Origin of the sequence: Streptomyces sp. NPDC048650 (genome assembly GCF_043199095.1) — a bacterium.
GTDB lineage: Bacteria > Actinomycetota > Actinomycetes > Streptomycetales > Streptomycetaceae > Streptomyces.
This window is the reverse complement of the sequence record NZ_JBICVM010000001.1, coordinates 1,160,649-1,178,057: the sequence shown is the minus strand read 5'-3', so window position 1 is coordinate 1,178,057 and position 17,409 is coordinate 1,160,649. Positions and strand designations below refer to the sequence as shown.

The window sequence follows — 17,409 nt, the reverse complement described above, 5'->3', positions numbered from 1 at the left end:
GGCCGGGGGCTGAGGGGCGGTGGGAGGTCAGACGGCCTCCGCCGCGTGCTCGGGCAGCTGGCGGGAGAGCTCGTCGCTGAGCTGGATCACCTCGGCGACACCGGAGAACTCCCGGGCCGCGGTGTCCACCGTCTTGCGCAACCGGGTGTTGACCCGCTCCGAGCGGACCTGGCGGGCGAACGGTATCGCCTGCTGCGCCACCGCCGCGCAGGCCTCGGGTTCCTTCTGGAGCAGCCGCACGGTGGCCATCCCGATCAGGTTGAGCGCGTAGGAACGCTGGTGCTCGGGGTCCTTGCCGAACAGTTCCACCGCACGCTCCATGACGGGCTCGGCGAGGGAGGCGTAGGTGGGGCTGCGGCCCGCGACGTAGGCGAGGTCGCGGTAGGAATGGGCGTTCTCGCCGTTCAGCTCGGCCTCGGAGAAGAAGCGGATCCAGTCCGGTTCGGGTTCGCCGGGCAGGACGTCGGAGAAGGTGTCCTCGGCCATCCGGACGGCCCGCTTGACCTTGCCGGGCTGGCCCATCCCGGCGTAGGCGCGGGCCTCCATCGCATACAACATCGCCTGGGTGCGGGCGGTGGCCGTGTCCCGGCTGCCGTACTGGGCGAGGTGGATCAGCTCCAGCGCGTCGTCCGGCCGGCCGAGGTGGATCATCTGGCGGCTCATGCTGGAGAGGATGTACGAGCCCAGGGGGCGGTCGCCGGCCTCCTTGGAGGCGTGCAGGGCGAGGACGAAGTACTTCTGGGCGGTGGGCTGGAGTCCGACGTCGTAGCTCATCCAGCCGGCGAGTTCGGCGAGTTCGGCGGCGACCTTGAACAGCCGCCGGGACACCTCCTCGGGCTGGGGTTCCTGGAGGAGGTCGGTGACCTCGTGGAGCTGGCCGACGACCGCCTTGCGCCGCAGTCCGCCGCCGCACTGGGCGTCCCACTGGCGGAACATCGCGGTCGTCGCTTCGAGGAGTTCGAGCTCGGGGCGGGAGAGCCGGGCCGGGCGCCGGGGGCGGTCGAGCGGTGCGTCGGAGCCGCCCTGGCCGGCGGGCACCGGCACCAGCCAGCGCTGCATCGGCTCGATCAGGCTGGGTCCCGCGGCCAGCGACAGGGACGTGCCCAGGAAGCCGCGGCGGGCCAGCATCAGGTCGCTGCGGGAGAACTCGCCGATGAGGCTGACCGTCTGGGGGCCTGCCCAGGGCAGGTCGACACCGGAGACGGACGGGGACTGGTGGGCGGTGCGCAGGCCCAGTTCCTCGACGGCGACGACGCAGCCGAACCGTTCCGAGAAGAGTTCGGACAGGATCCGGGGAATGGGCTCACGTGGCTGCTCGCCGTCCAGCCACCGGCGGACCCGTGAGGTGTCGGTGCTGATGTGGTGGGCGCCCATCTGGCGCGCCCGGCGGTTGACCTGCCGGGCCAGCTCGCCCTTGGACCAGCCGCTGCGCATGAACCACGAACCCAGTTGCGCGTTGGGTCGTTTGACGGCGTCGGTGCCGCCCGTGCCGCCGTTGCCGGCCACTGTGGTAGCCCCCATCCCGATCGTTGCCCGGTGCTCGGTGCGAACCGTCCACAGGACGCCGCCCGTTGCGACGCCTGTCCGTGCTACATCTACCCGATCACGTCTTCCGGCCACACCTGCCGGTCCGTGCCGACCGGTGCGATGCCACCGGCATACCCGTGCGAATGATGCCTCTCGGGGTTCGTGCACTGAAAGTAATCCTACGATCACGCCCCCCGCGAGGGCGATCGGGGAAACGCCACCATTCGCCACCCCTTTGAATGAACTGCCCGGCGGGCTCTCGCGATTGACTTGACACAGGTCGAACGGGTCCGGGCGGAGCGGAGCGCAGCAGGGCGTGCGGACCACACCGCACCACCCGGCGTGCTGCGTCACACCGCTTTGCACCACCGGCACCATCGGCCGTCGACGGCGCGGCGCAGCACGGCAGTTGGGATCCGTCCGAGTCCGTCCGACGGTCGAGCGGCTCGTAACCACAGGCACGCAGCACCCGTTGGAGGGGGCATGGGCTTCACGATCGGCGGCATCCGGGAGATTCGGTCCGGCTCGCGGCGCCGCGCCCGCTCGTCCGAGATCACGGCGGTGGCGGAGTGCACCGGGCTGTGGGGCTGGGACGTGGTCCCCGGTGCCCGCGCGCTGCGGTCCGGCGGCGGCCGTGCGGACTGCTCGTGCGGCGCCGCCGACTGCCCCTCCCCCGGCGCCCACCCCCTGGACTTCGGCAAGGAGCTGGCGGCCGGCGCGACGCTGGAGGAGGCCGCTCGGGCCTGGGCACAGACGCCGGGTGCGGCCGTGCTCCTGCCGGTGGGCCGGACCTTCGACGTCCTCGACGTCCCCGAGAGCGCGGGGCGCGGCGCACTGGCCCGGCTGGAGCGGATGGGGCTGCCGCTCGGCCCGGTGGCCGCCACTCCGACCGGACGCACCCTGTTCTTCGTCGCCCCCGGAGCCGCCGCCGACCTGCCGGGCCTGCTCTACCGCACCGGCTGGGACGACGCCGACCTCGACCTCCGTCCGCTGGGCGACGGCGACCACATCACCGCGCCGCCTTCCGACCTGGGCGGCCACGGCCCGATGAGCTGGCTGCGCCCGCCGACCCTGGAGACGGCGGGCCGGCCGCCGCAGGCCCGGCTGGTGGTGGGCACGCTGGCGTATCTGTGCGCCCGCGTGTGCGCCTGAAGCACCACCCCTTCGCCCTTCGCCCCTTCACCCCACCGCCCCGGCGCTCGGCTGCGGCGGGCGGGCGGGCCGGGTGCGTCACCCGGCGCGGCCGAGGCGCGTGGGTCCGGACGGACGTCGGCCCCCGGTGACCTGCGGTACGCGGGTCCGGGGGCCGATGACAGCCGGGGCGCGGGGCCCCGGGAGCGGCGTCAGTCGATCAGGGCGTCGACGAATGCCTCGGGCTCGAACGGCGCGAGGTCGTCCGCGCCCTCGCCCAGGCCCACCAGCTTGACCGGTACGCCCAGCTCGCGCTGGACGGCGACGATGATGCCGCCCTTGGCGGTGCCGTCGAGCTTGGTGAGCACCACGCCGGTGATGTCCACGACCTCGGCGAAGACCCGCGCCTGCACCAGGCCGTTCTGGCCGGTGGTGGCATCCAGGACGAGCAGCACCTCACCGACCGGGCCGTGCTTCTCGACGACCCGCTTGACCTTGCCGAGCTCGTCCATGAGGCCGGTCTTGGTGTGCAGGCGGCCCGCGGTGTCGATCAGGACGACGTCGGCGGCTTCGGCGATGCCCTCCTTCACGGCGTCGAAGGCGATGGAGGCGGGGTCGCCGCCCTCGGGCCCGCGGACCGTACGGGCACCGACCCGCTCGCCCCAGGTCTGGAGCTGATCGGCGGCGGCGGCGCGGAAGGTGTCGGCCGCGCCGAGGACGACGGACTTGCCGTCGGCGACCAGGACGCGGGCGAGCTTGCCGGTCGTGGTGGTCTTGCCGGTGCCGTTGACGCCGACGACCATGACGACGCCGGGAATCTCCTCGCCGCCGTTGCCGATGCCGTTGTGGGTGTGCACGGAGCGGTCGGCGTCGGTGCCGATGAGGGTGAGCAGTTCCTCGCGCAGCAGCGTGCGCAGGCCCTCGGGGGTGCGGGTGCCGAGGACCTTGACGCGCTCGCGCAGCCGGTCCACGAGCTCCTGGGTGGGGGCGACGCCGACGTCGGCGGCGAGCAGGGTGTCCTCGATCTCCTCCCAGGTCTCCTCGTCGAGGTGTTCGCGCGAGAGCAGGGTGAGCAGGCCCTTGCCCAGGGTGTTCTGGGAGCGGGAGAGGCGGGCGCGCAGGCGCACGAGCCGGCCCGCGGTCGGCTCGGGGACCTCGACCTCGACCTCGGGCGCCGGGGGTGCGGCAGGCGCCTCGGGCTCGGCGGTCGGCGCCTTGGCCTCGGCCGGGGGCAGTCCGACCTCTTCGATGGTGCGACGTTCTTCGTCGCGGGGGGTTTCGGCCTCCTCACCGACGTGCGGTTCAGCGGGGGGCGCGGGGACGGAGGGGGCAGCCGGCGGGGACGGCGGCAGCTGCTTCTTCTTGCGGCCGCTGACGACGAGCCCGCTGATCGCGCCGAGCACGACCACGGCGATGACTACAGCAAGGATGACGGTTTCCATAACCCCTCCAGTATCAGCCACGCCCCGGCCGTGGGGACTGCACGCGCCGAACCCCGGATCCACGGGCCCCGGGAGAGATTCTGGAGGATTGATGTCCTGAGCTCGGGCGGCGGCTTCGCCGGGGCGACGGAGGCCGGGGCGGTGGACCGCGGTGGTGGTCGGCGCCGGGTTCACCGGGCTGGAGCTCGCCACCGGGCTGGTCGGCGGCTGCGCGCCACCGCGGCTCCGTACGGCGCCGCGGACGAGGTGCGGGTGGTTCTCGTCTCCGGTCGACGGTCCGCAGGAGCTGCTGCGGCGGGCCGACCACCGGGTGGGCCGGCGGCGGCCGGCACCGTCTTCTGCCTGATCGGCGGCGCGGAGTGGATCCTTCCGACGAGGGGGTGTGAGGTCCGTCCTTGTCGGAGGCCCCAAAGGGATGTACGAGTAGAAGTTGGTTCAAAGTACGATGGTGAACGGCCACGCAACGCGCGTAGAGTCCTGGCAACCAATTCTGGCCAGGCACCACAGCCGCTGCCTGCACCTCCTCCCCCGGGGGTGTCCCCAGACCCCCCGCACGGAGACAGAGCACGCATGGGCACGTCCACTTCCTCGCCCGAGACGAACGGCGCCGTAGAGACCCGCGGTATCGAGCCCGTCCCCGATCACGAGCGCCGCGGCCGCGTCCGCGAGCTCTTCCCCACCTGGGTCGCCACCAACATCAGCGTCCTGCTGCTGACCATGGGCGCCTCCCTGGTGGTCAACAACGGGCTGAACTTCTGGCAGGTCCTGCTGGTCGCCGCGATCGCCGCCGCCATCGCCTTCGGCATGGTCGGCGTGCTGTCGGTCTCCGGCAAGTGGGGCGGCGCGCCCGGCGCGATGCTCTCCCGGGCCGCCTTCGGCGTCCGCGGCAACTACTTCCCCGGCGCGATCCTGTGGGTCGCCCGCTTCGGCTGGGAGACGATCAACGCGGTCACCGGCGCCTACGCCGTGCTGACCGTGCTGCACCTGATGTTCGGCGTACGGAGCAACAACGCCCTGGTCGTCGTCACACTGCTCGGCTTCGTGGCCGTCACGTACCTGATCAGCGGTCTGGGCCGGAAGGCGCTGAACGTCTGCAACAAGTACTCGACGTACCTGTTCGGCCTGTTCAGCATCATGGTGCTGGTCTATCTGATCGCCACGATGGACTGGGACGCGATCTTCGCCAAGAAGGCCGGCACCACCGCCATGGTGATCGCGGGCATCGGCACCATCGCGGCGGGCGGCATCAGCTGGGTCCCCACCGGCCCCGACTTCGCGCGCTACCTCCCGCACTCGGCGTCCGGCAGGAAGATCGTCGGCACCACCGTCTCCGGCGCCGCCCTCGTCCTGGTCCCGATGGTGCTGATGGGCGGCGTGATGGCCGTCTCCAGCCCGAAGCTCGCCGGCCAGAACACCGACCCGATGTCGTTCCTCGGCACCATCCTGCCGACCTGGCTCGCGGTCCCGTACCTGGCCACCGCGCTGGTCGGGATGGTGCTGATCAACAGCCTGTCGATGTACTCCGCCGGCTTCACCGCCCAGACGATGGGCGTCAAGCTGCCGCGCGCCCTGGCGGTCAGCATCAACGCCGTCATCAGCCTGGTCGGCGGCCTGTTCATGATGCTGGTGGCCAAGGACTTCATCGGGCAGTTCATCGCCTTCCTGACGCTGCTCGCGGTCTCCTTCTCCGCCTGGATCGGCGTGTACGGCGTCGACATGGCCCGGCGCCGCAAGATGGCGGTCCGCTACGACGCGGACAGCCTGATGAACACCGGCCGCACGAGCCGCTACTGGTACACCGGCGGCTACTGCTGGCAGTCCATGACCGCCTGGGCCGTCGCGCTCGCGGCGGGGCTCTGCTTCACCAAGGTGCAGTGGTTCGCCGGGCCGCTGGCCACCACCTGGATCGGCGAGAACGGCCTGGGCTGGGCCGCCACGATCGTGATCGCCGCGGCGGTCTCGGCGGCGCTGCCCGCACCCCGGGAGACCGTCCCGGCCACCGCGCCGGAGCGGACGGCCGAGGAGGCCCCGCAGCCGGCCCGGGTCGGCTGAGCCCCCGAGGCGCCCGGCCGGCCGGCCGGATCCGCGCCCTGGCAATCTGACGCCACGTCAACTACCGTCCCCTTCGCCCACCGCCCGGCGAAGGGGACGCCGTCATGTCTGCCATGCCCGTCACGGTCCTGCGCTTCAACCTCGTCGACCCGTCTCCCACCCCCGCCGCCCTCTCCGCGCGCTACCGCGCCGCCGTCGAGATGGCCGCCTTCGCCGACGACCGCGGCCTGACCATGGTCCAGACCGAGGAGCACCACGCCACCACCAACGGCTGGATGCCCTCCCCCCTCGCCTTCGCCGGCGCCGTCCTCGGCGCCACCCGCCGCATCGGCGTCACCGTGTCCGCCCTGATCACCCCGCTGCACGACCCGCTGCGGCTGGCCGAGGACATCGCCGTACTCGACCTGCTCAGCGGCGGCCGCCTGATGACCGTCGCCGGACTCGGCTACCGGGAGGCGGAGTACGCGGCGCACGGCAAGGACTGGAAGCGCCGCGGCGCCCTCCAGGACGAGGTGCTGGATACCCTGCTCGCCGCCTGGAAGGGCGAGCCGTTCACCTATCGGGGACGGACGGTCCAGGTCACCCCGCGCCCGTACACCCGGCCGCACCCCCTGCTGCTGATCGGCGGCAGCTCCCGCGCGGCGGCCCGGCGCGCCGCCCGGCTCGGGCTCCCCCTCTTCCCCAGTGCCCGTCTCCCGGAGCTGGCGGCCTACTACGACGAGCGGCGTGCCGAGTTCGGCACCGAGGGGTGGGTGATGCAGCCGCCCGAGCGCACCTGTCTGCTGCACCTGTCCGAGGACCCGGACCGCGCCTGGGCCGAGTACGGCGGCCATCTGCTGCACGAGGCCCGGATGTACGCCTCCTGGCAGTCCGCGGACATCCGCTCCGCGGTGCGCTCCACCGCGGCCGACGCCGGGGCGCTGCGCCAGGAGGGCGTCTACCGCATCGTCACCCCCGACGAGTGCCTCGAGCTCGCCCGGGAGGCCGGCGCCCAGGGCTCGCTGATCCTCCATCCGCTGTGCGGGGGGATGCCGGTCGACGAGGGCTGGCGCTCGCTGCACCTGTTCACGGAGCGGGTGCTGCCGCGCCTGACGGACTGACGCCCGGCGGCGGACCCCGCACACCGCACCGGCCGGCCACCGGGGGGCGTTCCGTACGGCACCCGGCCGCCCGCCGGGGGCGGCGGCGCCGTCCGGACGTGAAAAGGGGTACTGCCCGGGGTCTCTTGTGACCCGGGGCAGTACCCATGAGCGAGGAGAAGGACTGGCGGGGGGGGTTAGCCCATCTCCTCCAACGCCTTGCCCTTGGTCTCCTTCACGAACTTGAGCACGAAGGGGATCGAGAGCAGGGCGAAGACCGTGTAGATGACGTAGGTGCCCGAGAGGTTCCAGTCGGACAGGCTCGGGAAGCTGGCGGTGATGGCCCAGTTGGCGATCCACTGCGCGGAGGCGGCGACGCCCAGGGCGGCGGCGCGGATCTTGTTCGGGAACATCTCGCCCAGGAAGACCCAGACCACGACGCCCCAGGAGAGGGCGAAGAAGAGGACGAAGACGTGCGCGGCGATCAGGGCCACGGTGCCCTCGGCGGCCGGCAGGGTGCCCGCCGCGGTCTTGGCGGAGAAGGCCCAGGCCTCCAGGGCCAGGGCGACGGCCATACCGGCCGAGCCGATCAGCGCCAGCGGGCGCCGGCCGATCCGGTCGACGAAGATCATCGCGATCACGGTGCCGATGATGTTGATGATCGACGTGGTGAAGCTGTAGAAGAACGAGCTGCTCGGGTCGATGCCGACGGACTGCCACAGCGTCGAGGAGTAGTAGAAGGCGACGTTGATGCCGACCAGCTGCTGGAAGACCGAGAGGCCGATGCCCACCCAGACGATCGGCAGGAAGCTCCTGCGGCCGAGCAGGTCCTTGAAGGTCGACTTGTGCTCGCGGCGCATCGCCTCCTGGATCTCCGCGACCCGGGTGTCGAGCTTGACGCTTCGGCCCTCGACCTCGGCGAGCACCTCCTTGGCGCGGGAGACCTTGCCGACGGAGATCAGGTAGCGCGGCGACTCGGGGATCGCGAAGGAGAGCAGACCGTAGAGGATGGCCGGCACGACCATCACGCCGAGCATCCACTGCCAGGCCTCCAGGCCGGCCATGGTGCCGCGCTGGTCACCGCCGGCGAGGTTGAGGATGCCCCAGTTGACGAGCTGGGAGACGGCGATGCCGACGACGATCGCGGCCTGCTGGAAGGAGCCGAGCCGGCCCCGGTAGGCGGGCGGCGAGACCTCGGCGATGTAGGCCGGGCCGATGACCGAGGCCATACCGATCGCGAAGCCGCCGACGACCCGCCAGAAGGCGAGGTCCCAGAGGGCGAACGGCAGGGCGGAGCCGACGGCGCTGACGGTGAACATGACCGCGGCGATCTGCATCACGCGGATGCGGCCTATCCGGTCCGCGATCCGGCCCGCGGTGGCAGCGCCGATGGCACAGCCGATCAGGGCGACGGCGATCACCTGGGCGAGGACGGCCGAGCCGACGTCGTAACGGCTCCGGATCGCCTCGACGGCGCCGTTGATGACGGAGCTGTCGTAGCCGAAGAGGAAGCCGCCCATCGCGGCAGCCGCGGTGATGAAGATGACATGGCCGAGATGGTCCGGGTGCGCCTTGCGGCCTTCCGGGACCGCCGGCTGCGCGGTGCTGGTCAACGTGAACTCCAGTGGCCCGGCTGCGCTGCCGGGCGTCGGGGGCTGGCCCTTCCAGTGGCGCATAGGTTGGGGGTACCCACCACTTGAAGGTAAAAGCAACGTTGCAGAGACTATGCCTTCAAGTTTCGAAGTCAATAGCCCGTGACGAATTCGTTTCCCGCAAGGTTTCTCGTAACCGCTCCCGCGTCTTCGTTCAAGTTCTGAAGCGATTCACCGGAGAGCCGGAAGAGCGGTGATCGAGCGGTGATCGAGCGGCCGCAAACGATCAGTGCAGGCGCTGACTGATGACCTTCGAGACGCCGTCCCCCTGCATGGATACGCCGTAGAGCGCGTCCGCGACCTCCATCGTCCGCTTCTGGTGAGTGATCACGATCAGCTGCGAGCTCTCCTGGAGCTCCTCCATGATCCGGATCAACCGCTGGAGATTGGTGTCGTCCAGCGCCGCCTCGACCTCGTCCATCACATAGAACGGACTGGGCCGCGCCTTGAAGATCGACACCAGCAGCGCCACCGCCGTCAACGACCGCTCCCCACCCGACAGCAGGGAGAGTCGCTTGACCTTCTTGCCCGGCGGCCGCGCCTCCACATCCACCCCGGTCGCCAGCATGTCGCCCGGGTCGGTCAGCACCAGCCGCCCCTCGCCGCCCGGGAAGAGCCGCGCGAAGACGCCCTCGAACTCCCGCGCCGTGTCGTGGAACGCCTCGGTGAAGACCTGCTGCACCCGCTCGTCGACCTCCTTGATCACCCGCAGCAGATCGGCCCGGGTCTTCTTCAAGTCTTCAAGCTGCTCGCTGAGGAACTGGTGACGCTCCTCCAGCGCCGCGAACTCCTCCAGGGCCAGCGGGTTCACCTTCCCGAGCTGCTGGTACGCCCGCTCGGCGGCCCGCAGCCGCTTCTCCTGCTCGGCCCGGGCATAGGGCACCGGCTGATTGCGCGGGTGCTCCGGGTCCTCGGGCAGCACCTCGCCCTGAGCCGGCGGCGAGGGTGGTACGGGCTGATCGGGGCCGTACTCGGACACCAGCCCGGCCGGCTCCACCCCCAGCTCCTCCAGCGACCGCGCCTCCAGCTGCTCGATCCGCAGCCGCTTCTCCGCGCCCAGCACCTCACCCCGGTGCACCGAGTCGGTCAGCTTGTCCAGCTCCGACTTCAGCTCCCGGCCCTGCTCCCGCTCGGCCGCCAGCGCCGCCTCCCGTTCCGTCTTGGCCCGCTCGGCGGCACCGCGCTCCTCCGCCGCCCGTACGACCGACACCTCGACATGGGCCAGCAGCTGCCGCGCACCGGAGGCGACCGCCGAGGCCACCGCCGCCTCGTGACGCAGCCGGGCGCGCCGCCGCTCGGCCCGCGCCCGCGCCTCCCGCTCGGCGCGCGCCCCCCGGTCCAGCGAATCCGCCCGCCCGGCCAGCGCCTTCACCCGTTCCTCATGGGTGCGCGCCTGGAGCCTGGCCTCCATCTCCGTCTGCCGTGCGTTGGCTCCGTCGGCGGCCAGCCGGTCCCGTACGGAGGTGTCGGGTTCCTCCTCGCCGGCGCTCGCGTCCTCCTGGGCCACCGCCAGCCGCTCGGCCAGCTCCTCGGCCTCCTCGGTGGCCCGTCGCAACGCCTCCTCGGCCCTGGCGGCCGCCGCCGCGGACCGCTCCGCCTCGCCCGCGGCCGCCCGCGCCTGGCCGCCGAGCCGCCCCAGGTCCCCCGCGACCGTGGACTTCTCCCGGTCCGCCGCCCGCCGCCGCTCGCCCAGTTCCTCGACCAGCGCGGCACACTCCTCGCGCCGCTCCCCCGCGGCCCGCTGCGCCCCGGCCAGCTCGGCACAGCGCGCCGCCAGCTCCGCGAGCTCGGCCGCCGCCTCGTCGACGGACGCCCGTACCTCCAGCAAGCTCGGCACACCCGCCGACCCCCCGTGCGCGAAGTGCGCCCCCAGCAGGTCCCCTTCACCGGTCACCGCCATCAGGTCGGGGCGCGCCGCCACCAGCTCCTCGGCGTCCTCCAGCGTCCCGACCACCACCACGTCGCGCAGCAGCCGCGCCACTGCGGCCGTCAACTCGGCTGGCCCGCGGACGAGTTGATCGGCCCGTACGGGCTCGGATCGGGGGCCGGGCACCCGGGGCACGGCGGACGTCGGGCCGGTGGCGCCACCGGCGGTGGCGGGCGCGGGGACGGCGGCGGTCCCGTCGGCGGCCGGCGCGGGCCCCGGCACCCGGGCGGTCGCCGTCGTATCGGCCACCGCACCCGCCCCGCCCGCCATCGTCTGCACGGCCTCCCCGGCGACGTTCCCCAGCACCATCGCCGCCCGCCCCGCGTCCTGCTTCCGCAGCAGGCGGATGGCCTCGGCGGCGGTGGCCGGATCGGTGACCGCGACGGCGTCCGCGGCCGCACCGAGCGCCGCCGCGACGGGCACCTCGAAGCCGGGGGTGACGGTCAGCAGCTCCGCCGCCGGGCCCAGGAGGCCGGTGAGACGGTCGGCCGCGGCCAGCAGCGCGCCCGTACCGTCCTTGCGGCGCAGGCCGAGCGCCAGCGCGTCGTGCCGGGCCGAGGTGGCGGCGCGGGCTCGCTCGGCCGACGTCAGCGCCTCCCGCGCGGTGGTCAGCCCGCTCTCGGCCGCCGCCAGCTCGCGGCGGGCCGCGTCGTACCGCTCCCCGAGTTCGTCGTCGTCCGCGTCCAGACCGTCGACCTCGGCCTTGAGCTGCTCGTACACCTCCTGGGCGGCAGCCGCCCGCTCCCGCGCGCCGTCCCGGGCCTCGGTGAGCCGGCCGATCTCCGCCCGCGCCGAGGCCGCCCGGCCGCGGGCCGCGGTGACCTGCCCGCTGAGCCGGGCGAGCCCCTCGCGCCGGTCGGCGATGGCGCGGGCGGCGTCGCGTAGCCGGCGCTCCTCGTCCGCCAACTGCCGCTCCAGCTCGGCGCGGTGCTCGACGGTGTCCTCCAGGGCCCGGCTCGCCGCCTCCAGCGCGGCCGCCAACTCCGCCTCCTGCTCACGGATCCGGGCCGCCTCGCGCTCCATGTCCTCCGGGTCGCGGCCCTGCCGCTCGTCCGGTGGTGCCGCCGCGGCGCTCCGCACGCGCGCCTCCGCCAGCGACACCGTCCCCCGCACCCGCTCCGCCAGCTGCGAGAGCTCGTACCACGTCTGCTGCGCGCGCTGCACCCGCGGCGTCAGGGTGCGCACCTCCGCCTCCAGCACCGCCTCCTGCTGGAGCGCGGTCCGCAGGCGGGTCTCGGCGGCCTCCTTGCGTTCCTTGAGCGCGGCCTCGTCCTCGATCTCGGCGCGCAGCGCCCGGCGCAGGGTGACGAGGTCGTCGGCGAGCAGTCGCAGCCGGGTGTCGCGCAGGTCGGCCTGGATGACGGCGGCCCGCCGGGCGACCGCGGCCTGCCGTCCCAGCGGTTTGAGCTGGCGGCGCAGCTCGTCGGTCAGATCCTGTACGCGGGCGAGATTGGCCTTCATCGCCTCCAGCTTCCGCAGCGCCTTCTCCTTGCGCTTGCGGTGCTTGAGAACGCCCGCCGCCTCCTCGATGAATCCCCGGCGCCCCATCGGGTCGGCGTGCAGCACGGAGTCGAGCTGCCCCTGACCGACGATGACGTGCATCTCGCGCCCGATACCGGAGTCGGAAAGGAGCTCCTGGATATCGAGCAGGCGGCAGGTGTCACCGTTGATCTGGTACTCGCTGCCGCCATTGCGGAACATGATCCGGGTAATGGTGACTTCGGCGTATTCGATGGGCAGCGCGCCATCGGAATTGTCGATCGTGAGCGAGACCTCGGCCCGGCCGAGCGGCAGCCGGCCGGTCGTCCCGGCGAAGATGACGTCCTCCATCTTGCCGCCGCGCAGCGACTTGGCGCCCTGCTCGCCCATGACCCAGGACAGTGCGTCCACGACATTCGACTTGCCGGAGCCGTTGGGTCCCACGACGCAGGTGATACCGGGCTCGAACCGCAGCGTCGTGGCGGAGGCGAAGGACTTGAAGCCTCGCAGGGTCAGACTCTTGAGATGCACGCTTTTGGACTCTACCGCCCGTTTCTCGGGGAGCGGCCCCAACATTCCGCCGCAGGCCGCCGCCCCGATTCCGGGCGCGTACGCCCCGCGGGTATACGGCGCCGATCTTTTTCGGTTTCACCGGGTAAAGCGCAGGGCACATCATGCGGTAAGGGAGGCGAGGCGGGCCGAAGCGTCCGGGTGGGCGGCGCAAAAGCCGGAGACGACGGCCGGAAAGCCACGGAAACGACGAAGGGACGCCGAAGCGTCCCTTGCAGATCTTGAAGAGCGGCGGTGCCTCAAGCGACTGGCCAGCAGCCCGTCCGGCCCTGAGGTTGGGGTCAGGTGAGCGCGGGCTCCGCCTGGGGTACGTCGAGGTCGAGCATCGAGTCGTCGTGACGTGCGGCAGCGGACAGCATGTCGTTTTCGGCCTGCATCCGGATAAGCTCGGATTCGAGGTCTTGGACGCGCTGCTGAAGCCGTCGCATCTCGGAGAGGACTCGGGGGTCGGAGCCGCCGACGTAACCGAGAAGCGCCTTTGCCATGATGGATGGTCCTCCACACTGAGTGACCGACCGAAGCGGTGTGGGTCGTGAGGGATTTTCGCACCCGCGGTGCTTGTCATTACTGGAGTCTTCAATGCCAAACAGCTAAGGTGCGCGGGGATTCCAGAGTCTCACCAAAAGGTTTGAGGGTCAACACGATCACACCCCGTATCCTTGGGCGCCTGAGAGTGCGCGGCCGTCTCGGCGCTGCGCCTGCTCTCCAGAAAGGTCCCACGGGGCGTGGAGATCATCCGTACAGCGGCAGCCTTGCACGGGTCGGCCGAGTTGGCAACCACCTGGGCTTATCTCCTGTGAGCAGCTGACAAAGACATAGCCCGAAGATCATTTTTGACGGCCGCACGGACGGTTTGCGGGGACCTCTCAGCGGATCTCGAAGCCGTCGTAAACGCCGCGGGGCGTGTCCCATATCTCAGTGACTCCGTCGACCCGGCCGGGCGTGTCTCCGGTGCGCAGCCAGTCCAGCAACTGTTCGCAGCGGTCCTTCGGCCCCTCGGCCACCACTTGGACGCGGCCGTCGCCGAGATTGCTGGCGAATCCGGCGAGTTCGCCGATGCGCAGGGCGTTCGCGCGGGTGAACCAGCGGAATCCGACCCCTTGGACGCGACCGCGCACCCACGCGGTCACCCTGACGTCTTCGTTCATGTGCGCACGTTAACCGGCCAATTGCCCGGTGGGCATCTCGGCCCGGCACGGCATGGCGTACAGTCCCCCGACATCGAGACTCACCCGACCGGGTGAGTGTCAGTTGACGTTGAGGACGGAAGGAAGCCGCGGATGGGCCGCCACCGACGCTCTGCTCCCCTGGCGCCCGAACCTCTGGGCGGCCGACCGCCGGTTGACTCCCCGTCGGCGGCGTCGCCCGGCGCCGCACACCACGGCGGCCGTCGCGCGGCCCGGGCCCGGCGGTCGACGCCCGTCCGTACCGGCCTGCTCGGCGCCTCGGCCGCGGTGGCCATGGGGGCGGTGGCGGTCGCGTCCGGACTGATCCCGGGCGGCGGCCAGTTCGAGGTGGGCGGCGGCGACCACGGCGAGCGGGTGCGCGCCGACTCGCTGCCGGATACCGGACCGGACGGTGGCAATTCCGCGGCCCCGACCGACCGCGCCACCCAGCCGGCGAGCCGCGGCGGCGAGCGTCCCACCGCCCCGCACAGCCGCCGCGCGACCTCCGCGGCGTCCCCGTCGACATCCCCCTCCCCGCGCCGCACGACCAAATCCCCCGCCGAAGGCACCGGTTCGCACCGGCCCGCGAGGACCGCCGCCCCGACGGCCGCCGCACCCTCCAAGAGCGCCGCGGCCCCGTCGAAGACCCCGGACCCCGGCTCCACCGCCGAGGACCAGGTGCTCTCCCTCGTCAACCAGGAGCGGGACCAGGCCGGCTGCTCCCCGGTGACCGCGAATGGGCAACTGGCCGGTCTGGCCCAGAGCTTCAGCGACGACATGGCCGAGCGTGACTTCTTCGACCACACCGACCCGGACGGCGACACGCCCTGGGACCGCGCCAGTGACCTGGGCATCAGTGACCTCGGCGGCGAGAACATCGCCCGCGGTCAGGCCGATGCCCGGTCCGTGATGGACTCCTGGATGCACAGCCCGGGCCACCGCGCGAACATCCTCAACTGCGAGTACAAGACCCTCGGGGTCGGCGTCCACTTCGGGCAGGGTGGGCCGTGGTGGACGCAGGACTTCGGCTTCTGAGCCGCTGACGGGCGGGCCCGACGGGCGACGGCAGCCGGCTGCTCACTCTTTCGGCCGCGCGATCCGGTGCCGGCGCCTGCTCGATGCAGCGGGCGCCGGCGGGCTTCATCGCGCGGTGTCCCCAAGGCCCCGCCGCTCCCGCTGACACCTTCCCGGCCCTTTCGGTACGGAGGCGGCTACGGCACGGACCACTTCCGTACGGTGTGGGCAGTGGGACCGGGCGGGCCCGGCAGCGGCGCCGCGCTTCAGCCTGCCCGCACCGGGCGGGGCGGCCGCTGGCACCGGGGACAGAAGTAGCTGGAACGGTTCATCCAGGCACGGCGGCGGATGGGGGTGCCGCAGCGGCGGCAGGGTTCGTCCTCGCGGCCGTAGGCGTCCAGGGAGCGGTCGAAGTACCCGGATTCGCCGTTGACGTTGACGTAGAGGCTGTCGAAGCTGGTGCCGCCGACGGCCAGCGCCGCGTTCATCACGTCCCGTACGTGGCCGAGCAGTTCGGCGGTGCGCGGGCGGGTGAAGGCCGCGGTGGGGCGGTCGTAGTGGAGCTTGCTGCGCCACAGCGCCTCGTCCGCGTAGATGTTGCCGACGCCGCTGATCAGGGACTGGTCGAGCAGGGCCCGCTTGACGGTGGTCCGGCGGCGGCGCAGCGCGTCGTGGAAGGCGGCGTCGTCGAAGGCCGGGTCGAGCGGGTCACGGGCGATGTGGGCGATGACGTCGGGCAGGTGGTCGGCGTCGCCGGGGACGGTGTCGTGCACCGAGAGGCCGCCGAAGGTGCGCTGGTCGACGAAGCGGAGTTCGGTGCCGCCCGCCCCGGCAGGGGCCGGTGTCACCGTGTCGTCGAAGCGGATGCGGATCCGCAGGTGCTTCTCGTCGGGGGCGTCCTCGGGCTGGACCAGCAGCTGGCCGCTCATGCCGAGGTGCGCGAGGATCGCCAGGCCGTGGGTGACGGACGGGGCGATCACCGGGGTGATGCCCTCGGCCGCGCTCTGCGCGGCCGGGCCGCCGCCGGTGACCGGGAGCCAGAGGTATTTGCCGCGGCGGCACGCCGTCCCGATGCGCAGGCCCTTGAGGCGGGCGGCGAAATCGGCCGCGCCGGCCGTGTGCCGCCGGATCGCGCGCGGGTGGCGGACCTCGACGGCGTCGACGGTCCGGCCACTGATCCACCGCTCCAGTCCGCGGCGTACGACCTCGACCTCGGGCAGCTCGGGCACGGGGACTCCTCATGGTCCGCTGGAAAAAGACTTCTGACCCTCTCCGGGGCGGCCGGGCCGCCCTGGAGAGGGTCAGAAGAGGGGACTTTCAGTGTGCCGACGACGAGGCGTCGTCGGAAGCCGGAGCCGAGTCCGCGGCCGGCGACGTGCTGTCGCCGGATGCCGACTCCTTGGCCTTGGCCGCCTCGTCCGCCGCGGCGCGAATCGCACGCCACGCGGACTCGGCCGCCTGCTGCTCGGCTTCCTTCTTGCTGCGGCCGGTGCCGGTGCCGTACGAGACACCACCGACGCGGGCGGCAGCAGTGAAGGTCTTCTCATGGTCCGGGCCGGTCTCGGTGACCAGATATTCCGGAACGCCGAGACCTTCGGTCGCGGTGAGTTCCTGCAGGCTGGTCTTCCAGTCGAGACCAGCGCCCAGGCTGGAGGACTTCTCGATGAGCGGGTCGAAGAGCCGGTGCACCAGCTCGCCGGCCGCGTCGAGGCCCTGATCGAGATAGACCGCGCCGATCACCGCTTCAAGGGTGTCGGCGAGGATGGAGGCCTTGTCCCGGCCGCCCGTGCCCTCTTCGCCCCTGCCGAGGCGGATGAAGGCGCCGAGGTCGAGGCCGCGGCCGACCTCGGCAAGCGCACGCGAGTTGACCACCGCGGCCCGCAGTTTGGCCAGCTGGCCTTCGGGCAGGTCGGGGTGGATGCGGTACAGCGTGTCGGTGACCACCAGGCCGAGCACCGAGTCCCCGAGGAACTCGAGCCGCTCGTTGGTGGGCAGACCGCCGTTCTCGTATGCGTACGAGCGGTGCGTCAGCGCACGCACCAGAAGGGCGGACTCGAGCTTGTACCCGAGCCGCCCTTCCAGAAGCGTGTGGGACGAGGCTGTGTCCACCGGATTCTCGTCCCCGCGCTTACGAGGAGACGGATTGGCGTCTTCCGCCTTCTTGGGGCTAGACACGGTGCCTGTCACCAGCCGCTCAGACCTCGAGGACCTGGCGCTTGTTGTAGGTGCCGCAGCTCGGGCACGCGATGTGCTGCTGCTTCGGCTCGTGGCAGCGCTCGCACGCCACCAGGGTGGGGACCGCAGCCTTCCACTGCGACCGGCGGTGGCGCGTGTTGCTGCGCGACATCTTCCGCTTCGGAACAGCCACGG

13 protein-coding genes are annotated in these 17,409 nt (G+C 72.1%); 4 read left to right on the top strand and 9 right to left on the bottom strand.

The window, feature by feature from the left end:
• Positions 1-27: 27 nt before the first annotated feature.
• Complete coding sequence (locus ACGFML_RS05380; protein ID WP_393540156.1) at positions 28-1,521, bottom strand: hypothetical protein; 1,494 nt, start codon at positions 1,519-1,521, stop codon at positions 28-30.
• A gap of 489 nt (positions 1,522-2,010) precedes the next feature.
• On the opposite strand from ACGFML_RS05380, the gene ACGFML_RS05375 reads away from it, so the two are divergent.
• Positions 2,011-2,679 carry a bifunctional DNA primase/polymerase gene (locus ACGFML_RS05375; RefSeq protein ID WP_393540154.1) on the top strand — a complete coding sequence of 223 codons (669 nt, stop codon included), beginning with the start codon at positions 2,011-2,013 and terminating at the stop codon, positions 2,677-2,679.
• A gap of 191 nt (positions 2,680-2,870) precedes the next feature.
• Here the strand turns inward: ACGFML_RS05375 and ftsY are convergent, their stop codons facing one another.
• Complete coding sequence (gene ftsY, locus ACGFML_RS05370) at positions 2,871-4,100, bottom strand: signal recognition particle-docking protein FtsY (RefSeq protein WP_393540152.1); 1,230 nt, start codon at positions 4,098-4,100, stop codon at positions 2,871-2,873.
• Positions 4,101-4,670: 570 nt separating this feature from the next.
• Here ftsY and ACGFML_RS05365 point away from each other — a divergent pair.
• Together ACGFML_RS05365 and ACGFML_RS05360 are read left to right on the top strand one after the other, a co-directional pair.
• Positions 4,671-6,152: a purine-cytosine permease family protein gene (locus ACGFML_RS05365; protein WP_393540150.1), complete on the top strand. Its 1,482-nt coding sequence runs from the start codon at positions 4,671-4,673 to the stop codon at positions 6,150-6,152.
• Between the two features lie 113 nt (positions 6,153-6,265).
• On the top strand, positions 6,266-7,252 hold the full coding sequence (locus ACGFML_RS05360) for an LLM class flavin-dependent oxidoreductase (RefSeq protein WP_393540431.1): 987 nt from the start codon (positions 6,266-6,268) through the stop codon (positions 7,250-7,252).
• A 176-nt stretch (positions 7,253-7,428) separates the two neighbouring features.
• On the opposite strand, the gene ACGFML_RS05355 is transcribed toward ACGFML_RS05360, so the two are convergent.
• From ACGFML_RS05355 to ACGFML_RS05340, 4 genes are all read right to left on the bottom strand, one after another.
• On the bottom strand, positions 7,429-8,844 hold the full coding sequence (locus ACGFML_RS05355; protein WP_393540148.1) for a sugar porter family MFS transporter: 1,416 nt from the start codon (positions 8,842-8,844) through the stop codon (positions 7,429-7,431).
• A 265-nt stretch (positions 8,845-9,109) separates the two neighbouring features.
• Positions 9,110-12,820 (bottom strand): AAA family ATPase, encoded by a 3,711-nt coding sequence (locus ACGFML_RS05350; protein ID WP_393540146.1) that lies wholly within the window; start codon positions 12,818-12,820, stop codon positions 9,110-9,112.
• A gap of 320 nt (positions 12,821-13,140) precedes the next feature.
• Complete coding sequence (locus ACGFML_RS05345) at positions 13,141-13,344, bottom strand: hypothetical protein (RefSeq protein ID WP_030084672.1); 204 nt, start codon at positions 13,342-13,344, stop codon at positions 13,141-13,143.
• A gap of 381 nt (positions 13,345-13,725) precedes the next feature.
• Entirely contained in the window at positions 13,726-14,007 is a 282-nt protein-coding gene (locus tag ACGFML_RS05340; RefSeq protein WP_393540144.1) for an acylphosphatase, read from the bottom strand.
• Between the two features lie 132 nt (positions 14,008-14,139).
• Between ACGFML_RS05340 and ACGFML_RS05335 the strand changes: the two genes are divergently transcribed.
• Positions 14,140-15,060, top strand: a complete 921-nt coding sequence (locus ACGFML_RS05335; RefSeq protein ID WP_393540142.1) for a CAP domain-containing protein — start codon at positions 14,140-14,142, stop codon at positions 15,058-15,060.
• Between the two features lie 245 nt (positions 15,061-15,305).
• On the opposite strand, the gene mutM is transcribed toward ACGFML_RS05335, so the two are convergent.
• From mutM to rpmF, 3 genes are all read right to left on the bottom strand, one after another.
• Positions 15,306-16,268, bottom strand: a complete 963-nt coding sequence (mutM, locus tag ACGFML_RS05330) for a bifunctional DNA-formamidopyrimidine glycosylase/DNA-(apurinic or apyrimidinic site) lyase (protein ID WP_393540140.1) — start codon at positions 16,266-16,268, stop codon at positions 15,306-15,308.
• Between the two features lie 88 nt (positions 16,269-16,356).
• Positions 16,357-17,226: a ribonuclease III gene (gene rnc, locus ACGFML_RS05325; RefSeq protein WP_393540138.1), complete on the bottom strand. Its 870-nt coding sequence runs from the start codon at positions 17,224-17,226 to the stop codon at positions 16,357-16,359.
• A gap of 7 nt (positions 17,227-17,233) precedes the next feature.
• Positions 17,234-17,407 carry a 50S ribosomal protein L32 gene (gene rpmF, locus ACGFML_RS05320; protein ID WP_003951102.1) on the bottom strand — a complete coding sequence of 58 codons (174 nt, stop codon included), beginning with the start codon at positions 17,405-17,407 and terminating at the stop codon, positions 17,234-17,236.
• Between the last annotated feature and the right edge of the window lie 2 nt (positions 17,408-17,409).